This is a genomic window from Pseudomonas flavescens (assembly GCF_013408425.1).
Taxonomy (GTDB): domain Bacteria; phylum Pseudomonadota; class Gammaproteobacteria; order Pseudomonadales; family Pseudomonadaceae; genus Aquipseudomonas; species Aquipseudomonas fulva_A.
The window spans coordinates 4,878,560-4,896,310 of the sequence record NZ_JACBYV010000001.1 but is presented as its reverse complement, the minus strand read 5'-3'; the positions used below and the strand labels follow the sequence as shown (position 1 = coordinate 4,896,310).

Sequence of the window (17,751 nt, the reverse complement as noted above, 5' to 3'; positions counted from 1 at the left end):
GTAGCTGACGCTCTTTCATCCACCATCGCGGTCAGGAAGCGGCGAGCCGGTATCGTGCCATCCATTGTGGGAGCGGGCCACGCCCGCGAATCGCGCGCATGGCGCGCTCCCACACAGATGCAGGGTGGATCGGGGCGCGTAGCTGACGCTCTTTCATCCACCATCGCGGTCATGAAGCGGTGAGCCGGCATCGTGCCATCCATTGTGGGAGCGGGCCACGCCCGCGAATCGCGCGCATGGCGCGCTCCCACACAGATGCAGGGTGGATCAAGGCGCGTAGCTGACGCTCTTTCATCCACCATCGCGGTCAGGAAACGGTGAGCCGGCATCGTGCCATCCATTGTGGGAGCGGGCCACGCCCGCGATTCGCGCGCATGGCGCGCTCCCACACAGATGCAGGGTGGATCGGGGCGTGTAGCTGACGCTCTTTCATCCACCATCGCGGTCAGGAAGCGGTGAGCTGGCCTCGTGCGATCCATTGTGGGAGCGGGCCGCGCCCGCGAATCGCGCGCATGGCGCGCTCCCACACAGATGCAGGGTGGATCGGGGCGCGTAGCTGACGCTCTTTTCATCCACCATCGCGGTCATGAAGCGGTGAGCCGGCATCGTGCCATCCATTGTGGGAGCGGGCCACGCCCGCGAATCGCGCGCATGGCGCGCTCCCACACAGATGCAGGGTGGATCAAGGCGCGTAGCTGACGCTCTTTCATCCACCATCGCGGTCAGGAAACGGTGAGCCGGCATCGTGCCATCCATTGTGGGAGCGGGCCGCACCCGCGATTCGCGCGCATGGCGCGCTCCCACACAGATGCAGGGTGGATCGAGGCGCGTGGCTGACGCTCTTTTCATCCACCATCGCGGTCACGAAGCGGTGGGCTGACGTTACGCGATCCATTGCAGGAGCGGGCCACGCGCCCAACCAGAGCGAGCAGACTCAGCTCTGAGGATAACGAGCGCGCGGGGTCGCCATCGGCAGCGGGCCGTCACCGATCAGGCGGAACTCGCCGGTTTCCGAGTCGTACGCCTTGATCTGGCAGCTTTCGATGTCGTACACCCAGCCGTGGATGAACAGCTGCCCGGCGGCGAGGCGCGAGGCTACCGATGGATGGGTGCGCAGGTGGTCGAGCTGGGCCACCACGTTCTCTTCGGTGAGCACGCCCAGGGTGGTGTGATCGGCACAACCGCAGTTGTCGGCGACGACCGTCTTGGCGACTTCGGCATGGCGCAGCCAGGCTTTTACCGTGGGCATGCGCTCCAGCGTGGCGGGGTCGAGTACCGCTTTCATCGCGCCGCAATCGGAGTGACCGCAGACGATGATGTGCTGGACGCCCAATGCCGCCACGGCATATTCGATGGCGGTGGAAACGCCGCCGTTCATCTGCCCATAGGGCGGCACGACGTTACCGACGTTACGGGTCACGAACAGATCGCCCGGCTCGCTCTGGGTGATCAGCTCGGGAACGATGCGCGAATCGGCGCAGGTGATGAACATGGCGCGCGGCGACTGAGCGTGGGCCAGCTTCTTGAACAGCGCCTGCTGCTGCGGGAAGACATCCTGGCGAAAGCGCAGAAAGCCATCGACCAGATGATCCAGCGCCTCGGCGGCGGAAGCGGCGTTTTTCTCGGATTTGCCATCGGCAGAACGACGATTACCAGGCATAGCGTTACCTCGTTTACGGATGGGGGGCGAAGCCTATGACAGTACACAAGCTTCCCAGTCGGCAGGGTTGCCGACAAGTGGTCGAAGGCTTGGACTGTGCCAGGATGATTCAAGGCACGTCTGGGTGACAAATCTCCGCTCGGCGGGTGAGCGCGAGCATCCCCTCAGCCAGTTTTTGTCCGCGAAGGTTGCCCCGGGTATCGCTTCGCCCAACGCCAGGCTACGCAGTGGCGAGCGCTGCGACACCCAGGAATGCCGGCAACGAGAATCGCCCTCAGAACAGCCCCATCTGCTGCCCGGGTGGCGCGAACAGCGAGCAGTCGAGAACGGCTCGCTTGCTGCCGTCGTAACCATAACGGCGGCGGGCCAGGCGAAAGCGCTGGGCCAGCAGTTCGGCGAAGTGGCCTTCACCCTTCATCCGCGCGCCGAAACGGCTGTCGTAGTTCTGGCCACCGCGGGACTGACGAATGAGGCTCATCACGTGCTCGGCACGCTCGGGAAAATGGCGCTGCAGCCACTCCTCGAACAGCCCGGCGATCTCCAGGGGCAAACGTAGCAGCACGTAGCCGGCCGAGCTCGCCCCAGCCTCACGACCGGCCTCGAGCAGGCGCTCCAGCTCCATGTCGTTGATCATCGGAATCATCGGCGCTGCCATCAGGCCCACCGGAACGCCATGCTCATGCAGGGTACGCATGGCGCGCAGCCGTGCCTTCGGCGTCGCGGTGCGCGGCTCCATGATGCGTTTGAGTTCATCGTCCAGGGTGGTGACGCTGAAGGCCACGCTGACCAGATTGAGGCTGGCCAGCTCTTCGAACAGATCGAGGTCGCGCAGAATCAGTGCGCTCTTGGTGATGATGCTGACCGGATGGCGATAGCGCAGCAGAATCTCCAGCGCCTGGCGCGTCAACTGGTGCTCACGTTCGATCGGCTGATAGCCGTCCGTGTTGATGCCCAGTGCAATGGGCTTCGGCACGTAACCCGGCTTGCTCAGTTGTTCCTCGAGACGCTCGGCCAGGTTGGTCTTGGCGATCAGCCTGGTCTCGAAATCGATGCCCGGTGACAGGTCCCAGTAAGCGTGGCTGGGCCTTGCGAAACAATAGATGCAACCATGTTCGCAGCCCCGGTAGGGATTCACCGAACGGTCGAAGCCCACATCCGGCGAGTTGTTGCGGCTGATCACCGTCTTCGCCAACTCCTGGCGAACTTCAGTGACGAAGGTCTGCGGCGTCTGCTCCTGGTACCAACCATCGTCCTCGGCCTCGCTGCTGGTGGGTGCGAAGCGGTTGTTGGGCTTGCTGGCGGTGCCGCGTCCGCGGGGGGCTGTGATTGGATTCATGATGCAGACTCGATGACTGTATATAAATACAGTATTCGTTTTATCCACATCGACACAAGTCACCTTCGTCGCCGCTCCATGCCGATGCGGCGGCGGAGCGCTGAGGTTGCCTGAACCGTTCGTCGCCTTCCGCGGTCGCATTTGCACACACCTTCGCTTCCTGCCGTGCCGGAGCCCCCATGCCGCCCGTATCGATCTTCGCCTCGCCTCGCCTTGTCGCGGCCTCGCTGGCTGTCGCGCTGCTGGCCGGCTGTGCCGATGAGGCACCACCCGAGCCGCAGCACCCACGGGTCAAGGTGGCGACCGTGAGCCAGATCGACTACGCGGCCGATGCCACGCTGACCGGCGATATCCAGGCACGGGTGCAGACCGACCTGTCGTTCCGTATCGGCGGCAAGATCACCGAGCGCCTGGTCGATGTCGGCGACAGCGTGCAGGCTGGCCAGGTGCTGGCGCGCCTCGACCCGCAGGATCAACGCAACGCGGTGCGTTCCGCCGAGGCCGCCGCCGAAGCCGCGCGGGCCCAGGTAAAACTGAGTGCCGCCAACCTCTGGCGCCAGCAGCAATTGCTGCCCAAGGGCTACACCAGCCGCAGCGAATACGACAGCGCCCTGGCCAGTGACCGCAGTGCACGCAACAGCCTGGCCGCAGCCGAAGCACAGCTGGCCGACGCCCGTGAACAAAGCGGTTACACCGAACTGCGCACCGAGAGCGATGGGGTAATCACCGCCCGCCAGGCCGAGGTCGGCCAGGTCGTGCAGGCGGCCACGCCGATCTTCGGCCTGGCCCGTGAAGGTGAGCGCGACGCGGTATTCAACGTTTTCGAAGCGCTGCTGGTCGAGCCTGGCCAGGCGCTGCGCGTCAGCCTGCTGGACAACCCGGATGTCAGCGCCGAAGGCAAGGTTCGCGAGGTCAACCCTCAGGTCTCGGCGCAGAGCGGCACGGTGCAGGTCAAAGTCGGCCTGGAGCAGGTACCGCCGGCGATGACCCTGGGCGCGACGGTCAGTGCGCATGTGCGCAACCCGGCCAGCCGCAGCGTCGAGCTGCCCTGGTCGGCACTCACCAAGGCCGAGCACGAGCCGGCGGTCTGGCGACTGGGCGATGGCGACATCGCGCAGTTGCATCCCGTGCAGGTTGGCCGCTACCTGACCGACAAGGTGATCATCCGCGCTGGTCTGCAAGATGGCGATCGCGTGGTGGTGGCCGGTGGGCAGCTGCTGCATCCGGGCCAGAAAGTGGAAATCGCCGAAGCGCGCGAGCAGGAAAATCAACCATGAAGCGCTCCATAGGTATCGCCCTGCTCGCCGCACTGCTCCTGGCAGGCTGCGCCGAGGAAGAAAAGCCCGAGCCGATTCGCCCGGTGCTGTACACCGAGGTGCAGCAGCAGAACCAGCAGATTCTTGGCCGTTTCGCCGGCACCATCGAGGCCCGGGTGCAGAGCACCCTGGGCTTCCGGGTTGGCGGTCGCGTGGCCCAGCGCCTGGTGGATGCCGGTGCCGAGGTGAAGGCCGGAACCACCCTGGCCACCCTCGACCCCACCGATCAGCAGAACGCCCTGCGCGCCAGCGAAGGTGATCAGGCGCGCAGCGAGGCGCAGTGGATCAACGCCCAGGCCAATGCCCGGCGCCAGCAGGAACTGTTCGACCGAGGCGTTGGCGCCAAGGCCGTGCTGGAGCAGGCGCAGACTGAACTGAGCAGCGCCCGCAGCAGCCGCGACCAGGCCGCAGCCGCCACCCGGCAGGCCCGCGACCGACTCGCCTACGGCAACCTGAGCAGCGAATTCGACGCGGTGGTGACCGCCTGGCACGTGGAGGCTGGCCAGGTGGTCGGCGCCGGGCAGGAAGTGGTGACGCTGGCTCGGCCCGACGTCAAGGAAGCGGTTTTCGACCTGCCCGTGGAACTGGCCGATGCCCTGGACGACCAGGTGCAGTTCAATATCGCCTCCCAGCTCGACCCGAGCATCGCCACCCGCGGCCAACTGCGCGAGCTGGGCCCCCGTGCGGACGCCGCGACCCGTACCCGACGCGCGCGCCTGAGCCTGGAAGACACCCCTCCCGGCTTGCGCCTGGGCACCGCGGTGGCCGTCAGCCTGACCCGTGAACAGAAGCCGCGCAGCCTGCTGCCGGCCAGCACCCTGCAGGAAGTCGACGGCCAGACCCGCGTGTGGGTCATCGACACGGCAACGAAAACCGTGCACCCGCGCGCCGTGCAGGTAGTCGGCCGCGAGGGCGAACAGATCAGCGTCGAGGGCCTGGCGGCTGGCGACAAGGTAGTCAGTGCCGGCTTGAGCGAGCTCAAGGACGGCCAGGCAGTACGCATCAATGAGGGCGTGGCACCATGAACCAGCAGGCGCCGCGCAAGAACGGCTTCAACCTCTCCGACTGGGCGCTGCGGCATCAGTCGTTCGTCTGGTACCTGATGTTCGTGTCCCTGCTCATGGGGGTGATCTCCTACATGAACCTGGGTCGCGAGGAAGACCCCTCCTTCACCATCAAGACCATGGTCATCCAGACCCGCTGGCCGGGCGCCACGGTGGACGAGACCCTTAGCCAGGTCACCGACCGCATCGAGAAGAAGCTCGAGGAACTGGACTCCCTGGACTACGTGAAGAGCTACACGCGGCCCGGTGAATCGACCGTCATGGTGTTCCTGCGCGACACCACCAAGGCCGGCGATATCGACGGCATCTGGTACCAGGTGCGCAAGAAGATCGACGACATTCGCGGCGAGTTCCCCCAGGGCCTGCAGGGCCCGTCGTTCAACGACGAATTCGGCGACGTGTTCGGCTCCATCTACGCCTTCACCGGTGATGGCCTGAGCATGCGTGCCCTGCGCGATTACGTCGAACAGGTACGCGCCGAGATCCGCAGCGTGCCCGACCTCGGCAAGGTGCAGATGGTCGGCCAGCAGAACGAAGTGTTCTACCTCAATTTCTCGACCCGCAAACTGGCTGCCCTGGGCATCGATCAGAGCCAGGTGATCCAGAGCCTGCAGGCACAGAACGCAGTAACGCCTTCCGGGGTGATCGAGGCCGGCCCGGAGCGCATTTCCGTACGCACCAGCGGCCAGTTCGCCTCGGAAGCCGACCTGCGCAACGTCAACCTGCGCCTGGACGACCGTTTCTATCGGCTCACCGATATCGCCGAGATCAGCCGTGGCTACGTCGACCCGCCGCAGTCGTTGTTCCGCTTCGACGGCAAGCCGGCCATCGGCCTGGCCATCGCCATGCGCGACGGCGGCAATATCCAGACCTTCGGCAAGGCCCTGCACACGAAAATGGATGAGCTGACCGCCGACCTGCCGGTGGGCGTCGGCGTGCATGTGGTGTCCGACCAGGCCGAAGTGGTGGAGGAAGCGGTCAGCGGCTTCACCCGCGCCCTGTTCGAAGCCGTGCTGATCGTCATGCTGGTGAGCTTCGTCAGCCTCGGCATTCGTGCCGGCCTGGTGGTCGCCTGCTCGATCCCATTGGTGCTGGCCATGGTCTTCATGTTCATGGAGTACAGCGGTATCACCATGCAGCGGATTTCCCTGGGCGCGCTGATCATCGCCCTCGGGTTGATGGTCGATGACGCCATGATCACCGTGGAAGTGATGGTCACCCGCCTGGAAAAGGGCGACTCGCTGCATGACGCCGGCACCTTCGCCTACACCTCCACGGCATTCCCGATGCTCACCGGTACCCTGGTGACGGTGGCCGGCTTCGTGCCCATCGGCCTCAACGCCAGCTCGGCTGGCGAATACACCTTCACCCTGTTCGCGGTGATCGCCGTGGCGCTGTCGCTGTCCTGGCTGGTGGCGGTGGTGTTCGCCCCGGTGATCGCCGTGCACATCCTGCCCAAACGCATGAAGGCCAAGGAAAGCGGCCCGGGACGCATCGCCCGCGCCTTCGACAAGGGCCTGCTGCTGGCCATGCGGCACCGCTGGTGGACCATCCGCTTGACGATAGCGATGTTCGCCGCCTCCCTGGCAGGCATGACCCTGGTGCAGAGCCAGTTCTTCCCCGCTTCGGATCGCCCGGAGATTCTCGTCGACCTGAACCTGCCGCAGAACGCCTCGATCAACGAAACCCGCGCCCAGGTCGACCGCCTCGAAGCCAGCCTCAAGGACGATCCCGATATCGCTCGCTGGAGCACCTACATCGGCCAGGGCGCGCTGCGCTTCTACCTGCCGCTGGATCAGCAACTGCAGAACCCGTTCTACGCCCAGCTGGTGATCGTCAGCCAGGACATCGACGCCCGTGATCGGCTGGTCGGCAAACTGAAGAAGCGCCTGCGCGAGGACTTCGTCGGCATCGGCAGCTTCGTCCAGCCGCTGGAGATGGGCCCGCCGGTGGGTCGGCCGATCCAGTACCGGATCAGCGGCGCGGATGTCGACGAGGTACGCAAGCACGCTCTGGAACTGGCGGCGCTGCTGGACAAGAACCCGGACATCGGCGAGATGGTTTACGACTGGAACGAGCCGGGCAAGGTGCTGCGCATCGACATCGCCCAGGACAAGGCGCGCCAGTTCGGGTTGTCGTCGGAAGACGTCGCCAACCTGCTGAACAGCATCGTCAGCGGCACCACGGTCACCCAGGTCAAGGACGATATCTACCTGATCGACGTGATCGGCCGGGCCGAAGACAGCGAACGCAGTTCACCGCAGACCCTGGAGAACCTGCAGATCGTCACCCCGAGCGGCGTGGCCGTCCCGCTGCGTGCGTTCGCCACCGTCGGTTACGAGCTGGAACAGCCGCTGGTGTGGCGCCGCGACCGCAAACCGACCATCACCCTCAAGGCGGCCGTGGTCAGCGAGATCCAGCCGACCGATCTGGTCGCCGACCTGGCGCCGGATATCCAGAAATTCTCCGACGAGCTACCCACTGGCTACAGCGTGGCCACCGGCGGCACGGTGGAGGAAAGCGGCAAGGCCCAGGGCCCGATCGCCAGCGTGCTGCCCCTGATGCTGTTCCTGATGGCCACCTTCCTGATGATCCAGCTGCACAGCGTGGCGAAGACCTTCCTGGTATTCAGCGTGGCGCCATTGGGGCTGATCGGCGTGGTGCTGGCGCTGGTGCCCACCGGCACGCCCATGGGCTTCGTGGCCATCCTCGGCATCCTGGCGCTGATCGGCATCATCATCCGCAACTCGGTGATTCTGGTGACCCAGATCGACGAGTTCGAGCGTGGCGGCGACTCGCCGTGGCAGGCCGTCATCGACGCCACCCAGCACCGCCGCAGGCCAATCCTGCTGACCGCCGCTGCCGCCAGCCTGGGCATGATCCCCATCGCCCGCGAGGTGTTCTGGGGGCCGATGGCCTACGCGATGATCGGCGGCATCTTCAGCGCCACGCTGCTGACCCTGCTGTTCCTGCCAGCCCTGTACGTGGCCTGGTACCGCATCGAGGAGCCGAACGATGAGCAGCGGGAGGATGCACAGGTGTGAGTGATAACTGACCCGTCGCGCGCATGGCGCGCGCCACCAATAAGCCTGTGTTCATTCAGCAAGATCAGCGGTGCTCGGTAGGCCCTTCGTGCGCATGGCGCACTCCCACAGGGGATTTGTGGACGGCACACAATGTGCTGTCGAACGCGAACTCTGTGGGAGCGGGCCATGCCCGCGAAAAACCACAAGCCTAGAGCCAGACCGCATTCCAAAACGGGTAGTCACCCACCCGCCTGACCAGACCGGCACGCAGCGGATTGCTCACGATATAACGCGCGACATCAAGCAGATCCTCCTCTGCCCGGAGGCCATGATCGTGGAAGCCCGCCTGCCAGATTCCCTTTGCCCTGCCGACGTTCTTCCCAGCCAACCGACTGCTGGATGACTTCAACCGATTGATCAGCGCAGCAAGACTGTCCGCCTCCCCGAGCTGAACCAGCCAGTGCACATGATCCGGCATCAGCACCCAGGCGAGCATGCGGCTATCGCGCAGAAGCATTGGCGTCTCAAAGCAGCGCGCTGCGGCACAGCCAGCGGCGAAATGGCTGAACACCGGCTGGCGGTCACGGGTGATGGTGGTGATCAGATAGGCCATTGCGGGGCAGGAAGCTCGGCCTCTGCGCAAGGCGCGATAACCCGGTTTCGATGACATCAGCATGAATCGACCTCCGTGTTGATTCAGATGCCAGTGTAGTGCTCGCTACCTATTCGCGCGCATGGCGCGCTCCCACAGGTAAGTTGTGAGCCCCGCGAGACCTGTGGGAGCGGGCCATGCCCGCGAACGATCTTCAGCTACCCCCGTGCCCGCTTGAGCCGGTAGGCGAACTGGGCGCGGCTGAGCCCCAGCAGGCGGGCGGCAGCCGCCAGGTTGCCGGCATTGCGCTGCAGCGCCTGCTCCAGCAGCTGATTTTCCAATGCCTCCAGCGACAGGCTGGCCTCCGGTAGATCCGGGCAGCCAAGGCGGGTCAGCAGGTCCGTTTGCCGGTCGAGCTCATGATTCTGCACCAGGCGCCCCTGCTGCAGCACCGAGTAGAACTCGGCAGGCAACTCCTCATCGCGAAACAGGTGGTTGAGGTCGATGGCCGCCCCCTCGTTGCTGGCGATCACCCCCCGCTCGATGAGGTTCTGCAGCTCGCGGATGTTGCCAGGAAAATCGTAGTTGAGCAGCGCCTTGATGCCGCGCATGGTCAAGCCGACCGGTGTGCGTCCATAGCGCTCGCAATAACGGCGCATGAAGAAGTCCACCAACAGGGGGATGTCGTCGCGGCGCTCACGCAGCGGCGGAATGTGGATCGGGTAGACGTTGAGCCGGTAGTAGAGATCCTCGCGAAACTCGCCCCGGCGCACGGCGGCGCGCAGATCCACATTGGTCGCCGCGATCACCCGCACGTCGACGTTGATGACCGAGGTACCACCGACCCGCTCGATCTCGCGTTCCTGCAGAGCCCGTAGCAGCTTGCCCTGCCCCGGCAGGCTGAGGCAGGCGACCTCGTCGAGAAACAGCGTGCCGCCCTGGGCGCGCTCGAAGCGACCGGCACGCGAGTGGCTGGCGCCGGTGTAGGCGCCGCGCTCGACACCGAACAATTCCGCCTCGATGAGGCTCTCGGCGATGGCCGCGCAGTTGAGGGCGACGAAAGGCCCGTCGCGCCGCTCGCTCATGCGGTGCAGGTTGCTGGCGAACAACTCCTTGCCCACCCCCGACTCGCCACCGAACAACACCGTGGCCGGGGTACGCGCTACCCGCTGCAATGACTGGTAGGCAGCATTGAAGGCCGCCGAGGCACCGATCATGCGGCCCTCATCGCTTTCCGCCGTGCCGGCTGACAACGGCTGATAGGGCGCGCGATCCAGCCGGCAGTGCTCGCCCTCGTCAGCGGACGCGTTCAGGTAACGCAGATCCTCCTCCACATCGCCCCACAGCTCGGCGGTCTTGCCCAGCACCCGGCATACCTGATGGCCCATGGCCCGGCACTCCACCTCGCGAAAGACCACCAGACGGCCGAACAGGCCGCTTACATAACCGGTGGCATAACCGATTTCCATCCAGCAGGCAGGATCGTTGCCGATGCCGTAGGCGGCGATGTGTTCGTCGTCCTCGTGGGCGTGATGCCAGAGAAACTCGCCGTCGTAGTGGCCACGGTCGACGTCGAACTCGAAGTGCACCGGCTCCACCTTGACCATGCCCTCGAGCCCGTGAAGGCGAATGCCGGCAGCGAAGATCGACGCCGGTTCGGCGCCGCCCCAACGTTGCTGCACCAGGCGAGCGTCCCTGGCACCGGACAGGTAACCCGCACGCGTCAGCAGGCCACGCGCGCGCTCCAGGCCGAGGCTGTCGATCAGCTCGCGCCGCAATGCGCCCAGCGCCTCGCAGTGCAGCAACACCATGCGCTGGTCGTTGAGCCAGATGCGCCCGTCCCCCGGCGAGAAGAACAGGCACTCGGTCAGGTCGCGCAGGGTCGGTGCGTTCTGCCAGTCGAGCGCATCGCTGGCGCCACGGTAATGGGGCGTCTCGATATTGCTCAGAGCGTTCAGGGAAATGCGATGAGGATCGGGCATGACTACGGCTCCGCACGTGCGCAATTCATCAATTCGGAACCGACGAGACCACTTCGCAGCTGCTCATTTGCGAATTTTCACAGACCTTGAAGCGCCTTGAAAAACACGTCCCGAAACCGATGAATGCATCCAATTTATTGAAATTATTGTGGATTTCTACGCTGCCCAGACGCTTACGGATATCTGGGCACGCTCTTTGCGATAGGCCTCAGGCCCACTGGCAAATCACTTAAAACAACAATACTCCAAGGAGACACCATGTCTCGACTGCCGCAATCGCAATCGACGCACGCCTTGCTGGATGAAGGGCTCTGGGAAGGCAAGCTGTTCTCTGGTGCCTGGCAAGCACCGCTGGCCGGTGGCCGCACCGCCGTCATCGAGCCGGCCACGGGTCATTGCCTGACCATTACCGGGGAAGCCCGGGCCGAAGACATCACCCAGTCTGCCGCCAGCGCAGCCCGCCACCAGGCGGCCTGGGAGGCGGTCGCCCCACGCCAGCGAGCGGATATCTTCCTGCGCGCTGCACAGGTGCTGCAGGCGCATGCCGACGAGTGCGCGCTGTTCATCGCCCGCGAAACCGGCGGCATTCTGCTCAAGGCTCACCATGAAGTTCGCGAAGCGGTGTTGTTTCTGCAACTGGCCGCCGGGCAAGTGATGCAACCGCACGGCCTGGTGCTGCCGAGCAACTCTGGCACGCTGTCCTACGCACGGCGCTTGCCCCACGGCGTGGTCGGGGTGATTTCACCGTTCAACTTCCCGCTGATCCTGTCCATTCGCTCTGTCGCAGCAGCTCTCGCCGCCGGCAATGCGGTGGTGCTCAAGCCTGATCCACAGACGCCGATCAGTGGTGGTTTCCTGATCGCCCGCCTGTTCGAAGAGGCCGGCCTGCCCGCGGGTGTGCTGCATGTGCTGCCCGGCGGCGCCCATACCGGGGCTGCGCTGTGTGCCGATCCCCACGTGCGGATGATCGCCTTCACCGGCTCCACGGCAGCAGGGCGCAAGGTGGCGGAAACCGCCGGGCGAAACCTGAAGAAGGTCGCTCTGGAGCTGGGCGGCAAGAACCCGTTGATCGTTCTCGAAGACGCCGATCTGGAGCGCGCCCTGAGCTGCGCCAGCTGGGGCGCCTTCCTGCATCAGGGGCAGATCTGCATGGCCAGCGGGCTGATTCTGGTGCATGAATCGCTGGTCGAGCGCTTCGTCGAGGGGCTGGTCGAGCGTACACGGCGGCTGCGCGTCGGTGACCCCGCCAGCGGCGAGGTGGAGCTCGGCCCGATGATCAACGAGAACCAGCTCGTGCGTGCCCACCAGATGGTGCTCGACAGCGTAGGCGCCGGTGCCAGGCTGCAGATCGGCGGTCGTTACGAGGGCCTGTTCTACCAGCCCACCGTGCTCAGTCATCTCAAACCGGGCATGCCGGCCTTCGACCGCGAACTCTTCGGCCCGGTGGCTTGCGTGGCCAGCTTCGCCAGCGACGAAGAAGCCATCGAACTGGCCAACCGCAGCGAATACGGGCTCGCCGCCGCCGTGATCTCCCGTTCCGTTGGCCGCGCCATGAGCCTGGGGGCAAGGCTCGACTGCGGCATGCTGCATATCAACGACCAGACCGTGAATGACGACTGCGTCAACCCGTTCGGTGGGCGTGGCAACTCGGGCAACGGCAGCAGCATGAACGGCCCGGCCAACTGGGACGAGTTCACCCAATGGCAATGGGTGACGGTCAAGGAAACCCCGCCGCAGTACCCCTTCTGAGTCGCATCGCTCCAGACACCAGACAAGAACAAAAAAAGGAAATGACATGAACCTGAGCGGCAAGACCTTCGCGGTGACGGGCGTATCGTCCGGCATCGGCGCGGAAACCGCGCGACTGCTGCGCTTCCACGGCGCCCGCGTCATCGGCCTGGATCGCAACCCGCCACACCTGACCCTGGACGGTTTCATCGAGGTCGATCTCGCAGCGGTGGCGAGCATCGACCGCGCGGTGGCGCAATTGCCCGGGCAACTCGATGGCCTGTGCAACGTCGCCGGCGTGCCCGGCACCGCCGATCCGGCCCTGCTGGCGCGGGTCAATTACCTCGGCCTGCGCCACCTGAGCGTGGCCCTGCTGCCGCGCCTCGTCGTCGGCGGCAGCATCGTCAACGTGGCGTCGATTCTCGGCGCGCAGTGGCCCGAGCGGCTGGCGGCGCACAAGGCCCTGGCTGCCACCGAGAGCTTTGCCGCTGGCGAGGCCTGGCTGGCCGAACATCCACTGCCGGCGAACGGCAGTTACCAATACTTCAAGGAGGCGCTGATCGTCTGGAGCCTGGTACAGGCTCAACCCTGGTTCCTCGCCCATTCGGTACGCATGAACTGCGTGGCGCCGGGCCCGGTGTTCACCCCGATCCTTGGCGATTTCGTCGAGATGCTCGGCCAGACCCGCGTCGAAGCCGATGCCCATCGCATCAAGCGGCCGGCCTACCCGGACGAAGTCGCTGCGGCGATCGCCTTCCTCTGCGCCGACGAGGCGCGCTGGATCAACGGCGTCAACCTGCCCGTCGATGGCGGGCTGGCATCCACCTATGTCTGAGCGGCGGAGGCGCTCGGCATTGTTCTAGCCCTGGTCGCCCGCTGGGCGGTCATCAAGTCCGACAACAAGAATAATGAGGATCGACATGAACCAAACACAGCATTGCGTCAAAGCATCCCTGCTGGCGTTCGCCGTCAGCATGAACATCGCTGCGCCGGCTCAGGCTGCGCAAATCGACCTGGGCTCCAGTGACTGGCAACTGCGCTGGGACAACACGCTGAAATACAGCCAGGCCTGGCGCTTGCACGGCGCTGACGATCGCCTGACCGACGCCTCGACGGCCGGCGGGTTGTATCCATCGATCCAGGGGCAGGGTGACAAGAACTTCAGTCGAGGGCTGGTCTCCAATCGCCTCGACATCCTATCCGAGGTGGATCTCAGCCATCAGAACTACGGCATGCGGGTGAGCGGCGCGGCCTGGTATGACCATATCTACAACCAGGACACCGACAGCAGCGAACAGCCGCGTTTTCTCTCCGACACCCGTGAGCTGCACGGCCGTGATGCCGAACTGCTCGACGCCTTCGTTTATCTGCGCGGCGATTTGGGCGAGGTGTCCCAAGGCGTGCTGCGTCTTGGCCGGCACAGCCTGGTGTATGGCGAAAGCCTGTTCTACGGCGGCAATGGCATCGGCGCGGCGCAGGGGCCGACCGACGTGGTCAAGCTGCTCAGTGTGCCGGGCACGCAGTTCAAGGAAATCCTGCGCCCGGTCAACCAGATATCCGGCCAGTTGCAGATCAATCCGCAGCTGTCGATTGGTGCCTACTACCAGTTCGACTGGGAGCGCTCCAGCCTGCCGGGTGCCGGTAGCTACCTGAGTGACAGCGATGCCATCGGCGAGGGCTCGGGTGACCTGCAGCAGGTGTTCGGCAACCGCACCGTGCACGGCAAGGACATCGAGGCGCGCAACGGCGGCCAGGGTGGCATGCAAATCCGTTTCAAACCCGAGGGTACCGAGCTGGAGCTGGGGCTGTACGCGGCCAAGTACCACGACAAGGCGCCAAGTGGCCTGTACGCCTACATCGACGGTCCGGCTGCAGCCGCCACCGGCCTGCCGATTCTCGGCGAGTACCGGCAGGTGTTCGCCGAGGACATCAAGACCGTTGGCGCCAGTTTCTCCACCGCCTATGGCGACTTCAACTTCGCGGGCGAGACCTCGATACGCTGGGACGCGCCATTGGTCAGCAACCTGCAGGTGGTCGCGCCGGGACAACTGGCCGACAACGCCGACGATGCGCTCTACGCCAAGGGCCGCACGGCACACGTCAACCTCTCGACCATCTACCTGCTGCCGCCTTCGGCACTCTGGGACGGCGGCTCGGTGCTGGCCGAGCTGGCCTGGAACCGCACCCTGAGCGTCACCGACAACCGCGCCGCCCTGGATGGCAACACCACCCGCGACGCCACGGCGCTGCGCGTGCTCGCCGAGCCGGCGTACTTCCAGGTGGCAGACGGCGTCGACCTGAGCGTGCCGATCGGCATCGGGATGGTGCTCGATGGGCGCTCGTCGGCGGTCAGCAAGTCCGGCTTCGGCAACAGCCATGCGGGCGACTGGAGCGTCGGGCTCAAGGCCACCTATCTGCAGCGCTGGGAGGCGGGCCTCAACTACGTGAATTTCTTCGGCGCCACGGGTGCCGGCCTGAACGAGGCAGGGGATTTCAGTTACCAGCAGTCGCTGGCCGACCGCGACTTCGTCTCCCTGTACGTGAAAACGACTTTTTAAGAACAAGAAAAAAGGTGCGATTCCATGCAAAAGACTCTCTGTATCTCGTCGCTGCTCAGCCTCGCTCTGCTGGGCAGCGGGCTTTCCCAGGCTGCCGTATCCCCCGAGCAGGCTGCCCGCCTGAAAAGTGAACTCACGCCGATGGGCGCCGAGCGCAGCGCCAACGCCGATGGCAGCATCCCCGCGTGGAGCGGTGGCGTCACTCAGGTAGCCGCCGGCTTCAAGAGCGGTGACAAGCGCCCGGACCCCTTCGCCGGGGAAAAGCCGCTCTATAGCATCACCGCTGCCAATCTCGAGCAGTACGCCACGCAACTGGCCGAGGGTACGCAGGCATTGCTGCGCAAATACCCGGACTATCGCCTGGATGTCTACCCGACCCATCGCAGCGCTGCGGCGCCGCAATGGGTGTATGACAACACCTTCGCCAATGCCTCCCGCGCTAACCTCGATGTGGCCAGCGAACAGGTCAGTGGCGCCTACGGCGGAATCCCCTTCCCGATCCCACAGAACGGCGCCGAGGTGCTGTGGAACTACCGCCTGTCCTGGCAGGGCGGCGACACCATCAGCTCGCCTTTCGATACCTGGCTGATGACCGCTGGTGGCCGCAAGGTGCAAGCCACACGCGCCCAGTACACCTACCAGTTCCCCTACTACTTCGAGGAGGGCAACCTGGAAAGCTTCAAGGGCAAGTACATGTGGGGCAAGCTCTACACCGAGTTGCCGTCGTCCAAGGCTGGCGAGGGGCTGATGACGCACTGGGACACCGACCCGTCGGCTCGCGCCGCCTGGCAGTACCTGGTTGGCCAGCGGCGCGTGCGGCGTGCGCCGAACATCGCGTACGACACGCCGGACTTCGTGACCTCAGGCGTGGGCCTGTTCGACGAGGCGTTCATGATTTTCGGGCCAACCGACCGGCATGACCTCAAGCTGGTGGGCAAGAAAGAACTGCTGGTGCCCTACAACAACAACCGCGCCGGGCTCGCCACGAGCGACGAACTGGTACAGCCCAAATTCCTCAATCCGGATCTGGTGCGCTGGGAGAAGCATCGCGTCTGGGTCGTCGAGGCCACGCTCAAGGATGGCAAGCGCCACGTGGTGCCACGGCGAACCTACTACATCGATGAAGACTCCTGGCAGGTGCTGCTCGTGGACGGCTACGACGCTCAGAGCCGCCTGGTTCGCCAGCTCTACAGCCTGACCCTGCTGGCGCCCGACCTGCCGGCACTGACCGCTCAGGTCATGTGGGGCAGCTACAACCTCGACACCGGCGCCTACTTCCTCAACTCCTCCAGCAACGATCTTGGCGTGCAGTACCAGAAGGTCGCGCGACCGGCAGCCTCGTTCTTCACCCCCGACGCGATGGCCAACTCCAGCATCCGTTGACCCGCTGGCGAGTGCGGCGCTCAGGGCGTCGCACTCAGGAGATTCGCCTATGAAACGCCTATGCAACTGGTCGGTCGGGCTGTGCCTGGCTGGCTGCTTAACAGCGCCATTACTGGCAGCCCCCGTGGTTCTGGACACACCTGCACTGCAGAACGTGCGCGCCGAGCGCTCGGCGATCCTCGGCCTGGCCCGCGCCGGTGAGCGTCTGGTAGCGGTCGGTGAGCGCGGCACGGTACTGCTCTCCGATGACGCCGGGCGAAGCTGGCGCCAGGCCAAGGTGCCAGTGAGCGTCAGCCTGACCGCCGTGCAGTTCGTCGATGCACAACGTGGCTGGGCCACCGGTCATCTTGGCGTGGTGCTGCACAGCGAGGACGGCGGCGAGACCTGGCACAAGCAGCTCGATGGCATCCAGGCCGCGCGCCTGGCGCTGGCCGCTGCCGAGTCCAGCGGCGATCAGCGCCTGCTCGACGAGGCCCGCAGGCTGGTGCAAGACGGCCCGGACAAACCTTTCCTCGACCTGTACTTCAGCGATGCACGGCGCGGCTTCGTGGTCGGTGCCTACAACCTGATCCTGCATACACAGGACGGCGGACTGAGCTGGCAACCCTGGATGAGCCGCCTGGACAACCCCAGCGGTCTGCACCTTTACGCCATTCGAGCGCAGGGCGAAAACCTGTTCATCGCAGGCGAGCGAGGCCTGCTGTTGCGCTCGACCGATGCCGGGAACTCCTTCCAGGCCCTTGCATCGCCCTACGAGGGCAGCTTCTTCGGTCTGCTCGCGGGGCGCGGCGGCGAGCTGTTGGCCTTTGGCCTGCGGGGTAACGCCTGGCTGTCGCAGGACAGCGGTGAGCACTGGCGAGCCTTGCCGAGCCCGATCCAGTCCAGTTTCGTGGCGGGTCTGGCGCTGGATGACGGCCGCCTGCTGCTCGCCAGCCAGGACGGCGAGCTGGTGCGCGTCGCCCAACAGAGCATCGAACCCCTCGGCCGGCTATCTGGCAGTGCCATCGCCAGCCTTGCCGAGAGCGCGGAGGGCCAGTTGCTGGGCGCCGGCCTTGGCGGCGTGCGTGCACCGCTGACCATTCCCTGAACCGCGTGCCACAGATCAA

Annotated in this window: 12 protein-coding genes; 8 read left to right on the top strand and 4 right to left on the bottom strand. The window is 65.2% G+C overall.

The genetic code is table 11. The annotated features are described in order from the left end of the window. Nucleotides 1–934: 934 nt before the first annotated feature. Together FHR27_RS21870 and FHR27_RS21865 are read right to left on the bottom strand one after the other, a co-directional pair. Entirely contained in the window at nt 935–1,660 is a 726-nt protein-coding gene (locus FHR27_RS21870; RefSeq protein ID WP_042553634.1) for a carbonic anhydrase, read from the bottom strand. Between the two features lie 274 nt (nt 1,661–1,934). Next, nucleotides 1,935–2,996 carry a PA0069 family radical SAM protein gene (locus FHR27_RS21865; protein WP_042553635.1) on the bottom strand — a complete coding sequence of 354 codons (1,062 nt, stop codon included), beginning with the start codon at nt 2,994–2,996 and terminating at the stop codon, nt 1,935–1,937. Between the two features lie 179 nt (nt 2,997–3,175). Between FHR27_RS21865 and FHR27_RS21860 the strand changes: the two genes are divergently transcribed. From FHR27_RS21860 to FHR27_RS21850, 3 genes are read left to right on the top strand one after another with little or no spacing between them, the layout of a single operon-like run. After that, on the top strand, nt 3,176–4,273 hold the full coding sequence (locus tag FHR27_RS21860) for an efflux RND transporter periplasmic adaptor subunit (RefSeq protein WP_179539556.1): 1,098 nt from the start codon (nt 3,176–3,178) through the stop codon (nt 4,271–4,273). Next, a complete protein-coding gene (locus FHR27_RS21855) occupies nt 4,270–5,337 on the top strand; it encodes an efflux RND transporter periplasmic adaptor subunit (RefSeq protein ID WP_179539555.1) in 1,068 nt (355 codons plus the stop codon). Before FHR27_RS21860 ends, FHR27_RS21855 begins: the two co-directional genes overlap by 4 nt. Then, a complete protein-coding gene (locus FHR27_RS21850; protein WP_179539554.1) occupies nt 5,334–8,420 on the top strand; it encodes an efflux RND transporter permease subunit in 3,087 nt (1,028 codons plus the stop codon). The genes FHR27_RS21855 and FHR27_RS21850 overlap by 4 nt, the downstream gene beginning before the upstream one ends. A 190-nt stretch (nt 8,421–8,610) precedes the next feature. Here FHR27_RS21850 and FHR27_RS21845 read toward each other — a convergent pair whose 3' ends face one another. After that, nucleotides 8,611–9,072: an REP-associated tyrosine transposase gene (locus FHR27_RS21845; protein WP_179540139.1), complete on the bottom strand. Its 462-nt coding sequence runs from the start codon at nt 9,070–9,072 to the stop codon at nt 8,611–8,613. A 140-nt stretch (nt 9,073–9,212) separates the two neighbouring features. Further along, nucleotides 9,213–10,976, bottom strand: coding sequence for a sigma-54-dependent Fis family transcriptional regulator (locus tag FHR27_RS21840; RefSeq protein ID WP_179539553.1), 1,764 nt, complete (start codon nt 10,974–10,976; stop codon nt 9,213–9,215). 267 nt (nt 10,977–11,243) lie between these two features. Between FHR27_RS21840 and FHR27_RS21835 the strand changes: the two genes are divergently transcribed. The 5 genes from FHR27_RS21835 (at nt 11,244) to FHR27_RS21815 (ending at nt 17,732) form a co-directional block, all read left to right on the top strand. Then, the gene (locus tag FHR27_RS21835; protein WP_269432929.1) at nt 11,244–12,725 is read left to right on the top strand and encodes a benzaldehyde dehydrogenase; all 1,482 of its coding nucleotides are present in this window, start codon (nt 11,244–11,246) and stop codon (nt 12,723–12,725) included. Nucleotides 12,726–12,771: 46 nt separating this feature from the next. Beyond that, nucleotides 12,772–13,539, top strand: coding sequence for a coniferyl-alcohol dehydrogenase (locus tag FHR27_RS21830; protein ID WP_179539552.1), 768 nt, complete (start codon nt 12,772–12,774; stop codon nt 13,537–13,539). Between the two features lie 85 nt (nt 13,540–13,624). Continuing rightward, nucleotides 13,625–15,262 carry a DUF1302 domain-containing protein gene (locus tag FHR27_RS21825; protein WP_306456099.1) on the top strand — a complete coding sequence of 546 codons (1,638 nt, stop codon included), beginning with the start codon at nt 13,625–13,627 and terminating at the stop codon, nt 15,260–15,262. Between the two features lie 24 nt (nt 15,263–15,286). Beyond that, a complete protein-coding gene (locus FHR27_RS21820; protein ID WP_042553642.1) occupies nt 15,287–16,645 on the top strand; it encodes a DUF1329 domain-containing protein in 1,359 nt (452 codons plus the stop codon). Between the two features lie 49 nt (nt 16,646–16,694). After that, the gene (locus FHR27_RS21815; RefSeq protein ID WP_179539550.1) at nt 16,695–17,732 is read left to right on the top strand and encodes a WD40/YVTN/BNR-like repeat-containing protein; all 1,038 of its coding nucleotides are present in this window, start codon (nt 16,695–16,697) and stop codon (nt 17,730–17,732) included. Nucleotides 17,733–17,751: the final 19 nt, after the last annotated feature.

Excerpts from the sequence above, each read along its gene's own strand:
- FHR27_RS21860 (WP_179539556.1), top strand. The coding sequence starts at position 3,176 with ATGCCGCCCGTATCGATCTTCGCCTCGCCTCGCCTTGTCGCGGCCTCG.
- FHR27_RS21815 (WP_179539550.1), top strand. The coding sequence starts at position 16,695 with ATGAAACGCCTATGCAACTGGTCGGTCGGGCTGTGCCTGGCTGGCTGC.
- FHR27_RS21820 (WP_042553642.1), top strand. The coding sequence starts at position 15,287 with ATGCAAAAGACTCTCTGTATCTCGTCGCTGCTCAGCCTCGCTCTGCTG.
- FHR27_RS21870 (WP_042553634.1), bottom strand. The coding sequence starts at position 1,660 with ATGCCTGGTAATCGTCGTTCTGCCGATGGCAAATCCGAGAAAAACGCC.
- FHR27_RS21845 (WP_179540139.1), bottom strand. The coding sequence starts at position 9,072 with ATGTCATCGAAACCGGGTTATCGCGCCTTGCGCAGAGGCCGAGCTTCC.
- FHR27_RS21825 (WP_306456099.1), top strand. The coding sequence starts at position 13,625 with ATGAACCAAACACAGCATTGCGTCAAAGCATCCCTGCTGGCGTTCGCC.
- FHR27_RS21855 (WP_179539555.1), top strand. The coding sequence starts at position 4,270 with ATGAAGCGCTCCATAGGTATCGCCCTGCTCGCCGCACTGCTCCTGGCA.
- FHR27_RS21850 (WP_179539554.1), top strand. The coding sequence starts at position 5,334 with ATGAACCAGCAGGCGCCGCGCAAGAACGGCTTCAACCTCTCCGACTGG.
- FHR27_RS21840 (WP_179539553.1), bottom strand. The coding sequence starts at position 10,976 with ATGCCCGATCCTCATCGCATTTCCCTGAACGCTCTGAGCAATATCGAG.
- FHR27_RS21865 (WP_042553635.1), bottom strand. The coding sequence starts at position 2,996 with ATGAATCCAATCACAGCCCCCCGCGGACGCGGCACCGCCAGCAAGCCC.
- FHR27_RS21830 (WP_179539552.1), top strand. The coding sequence starts at position 12,772 with ATGAACCTGAGCGGCAAGACCTTCGCGGTGACGGGCGTATCGTCCGGC.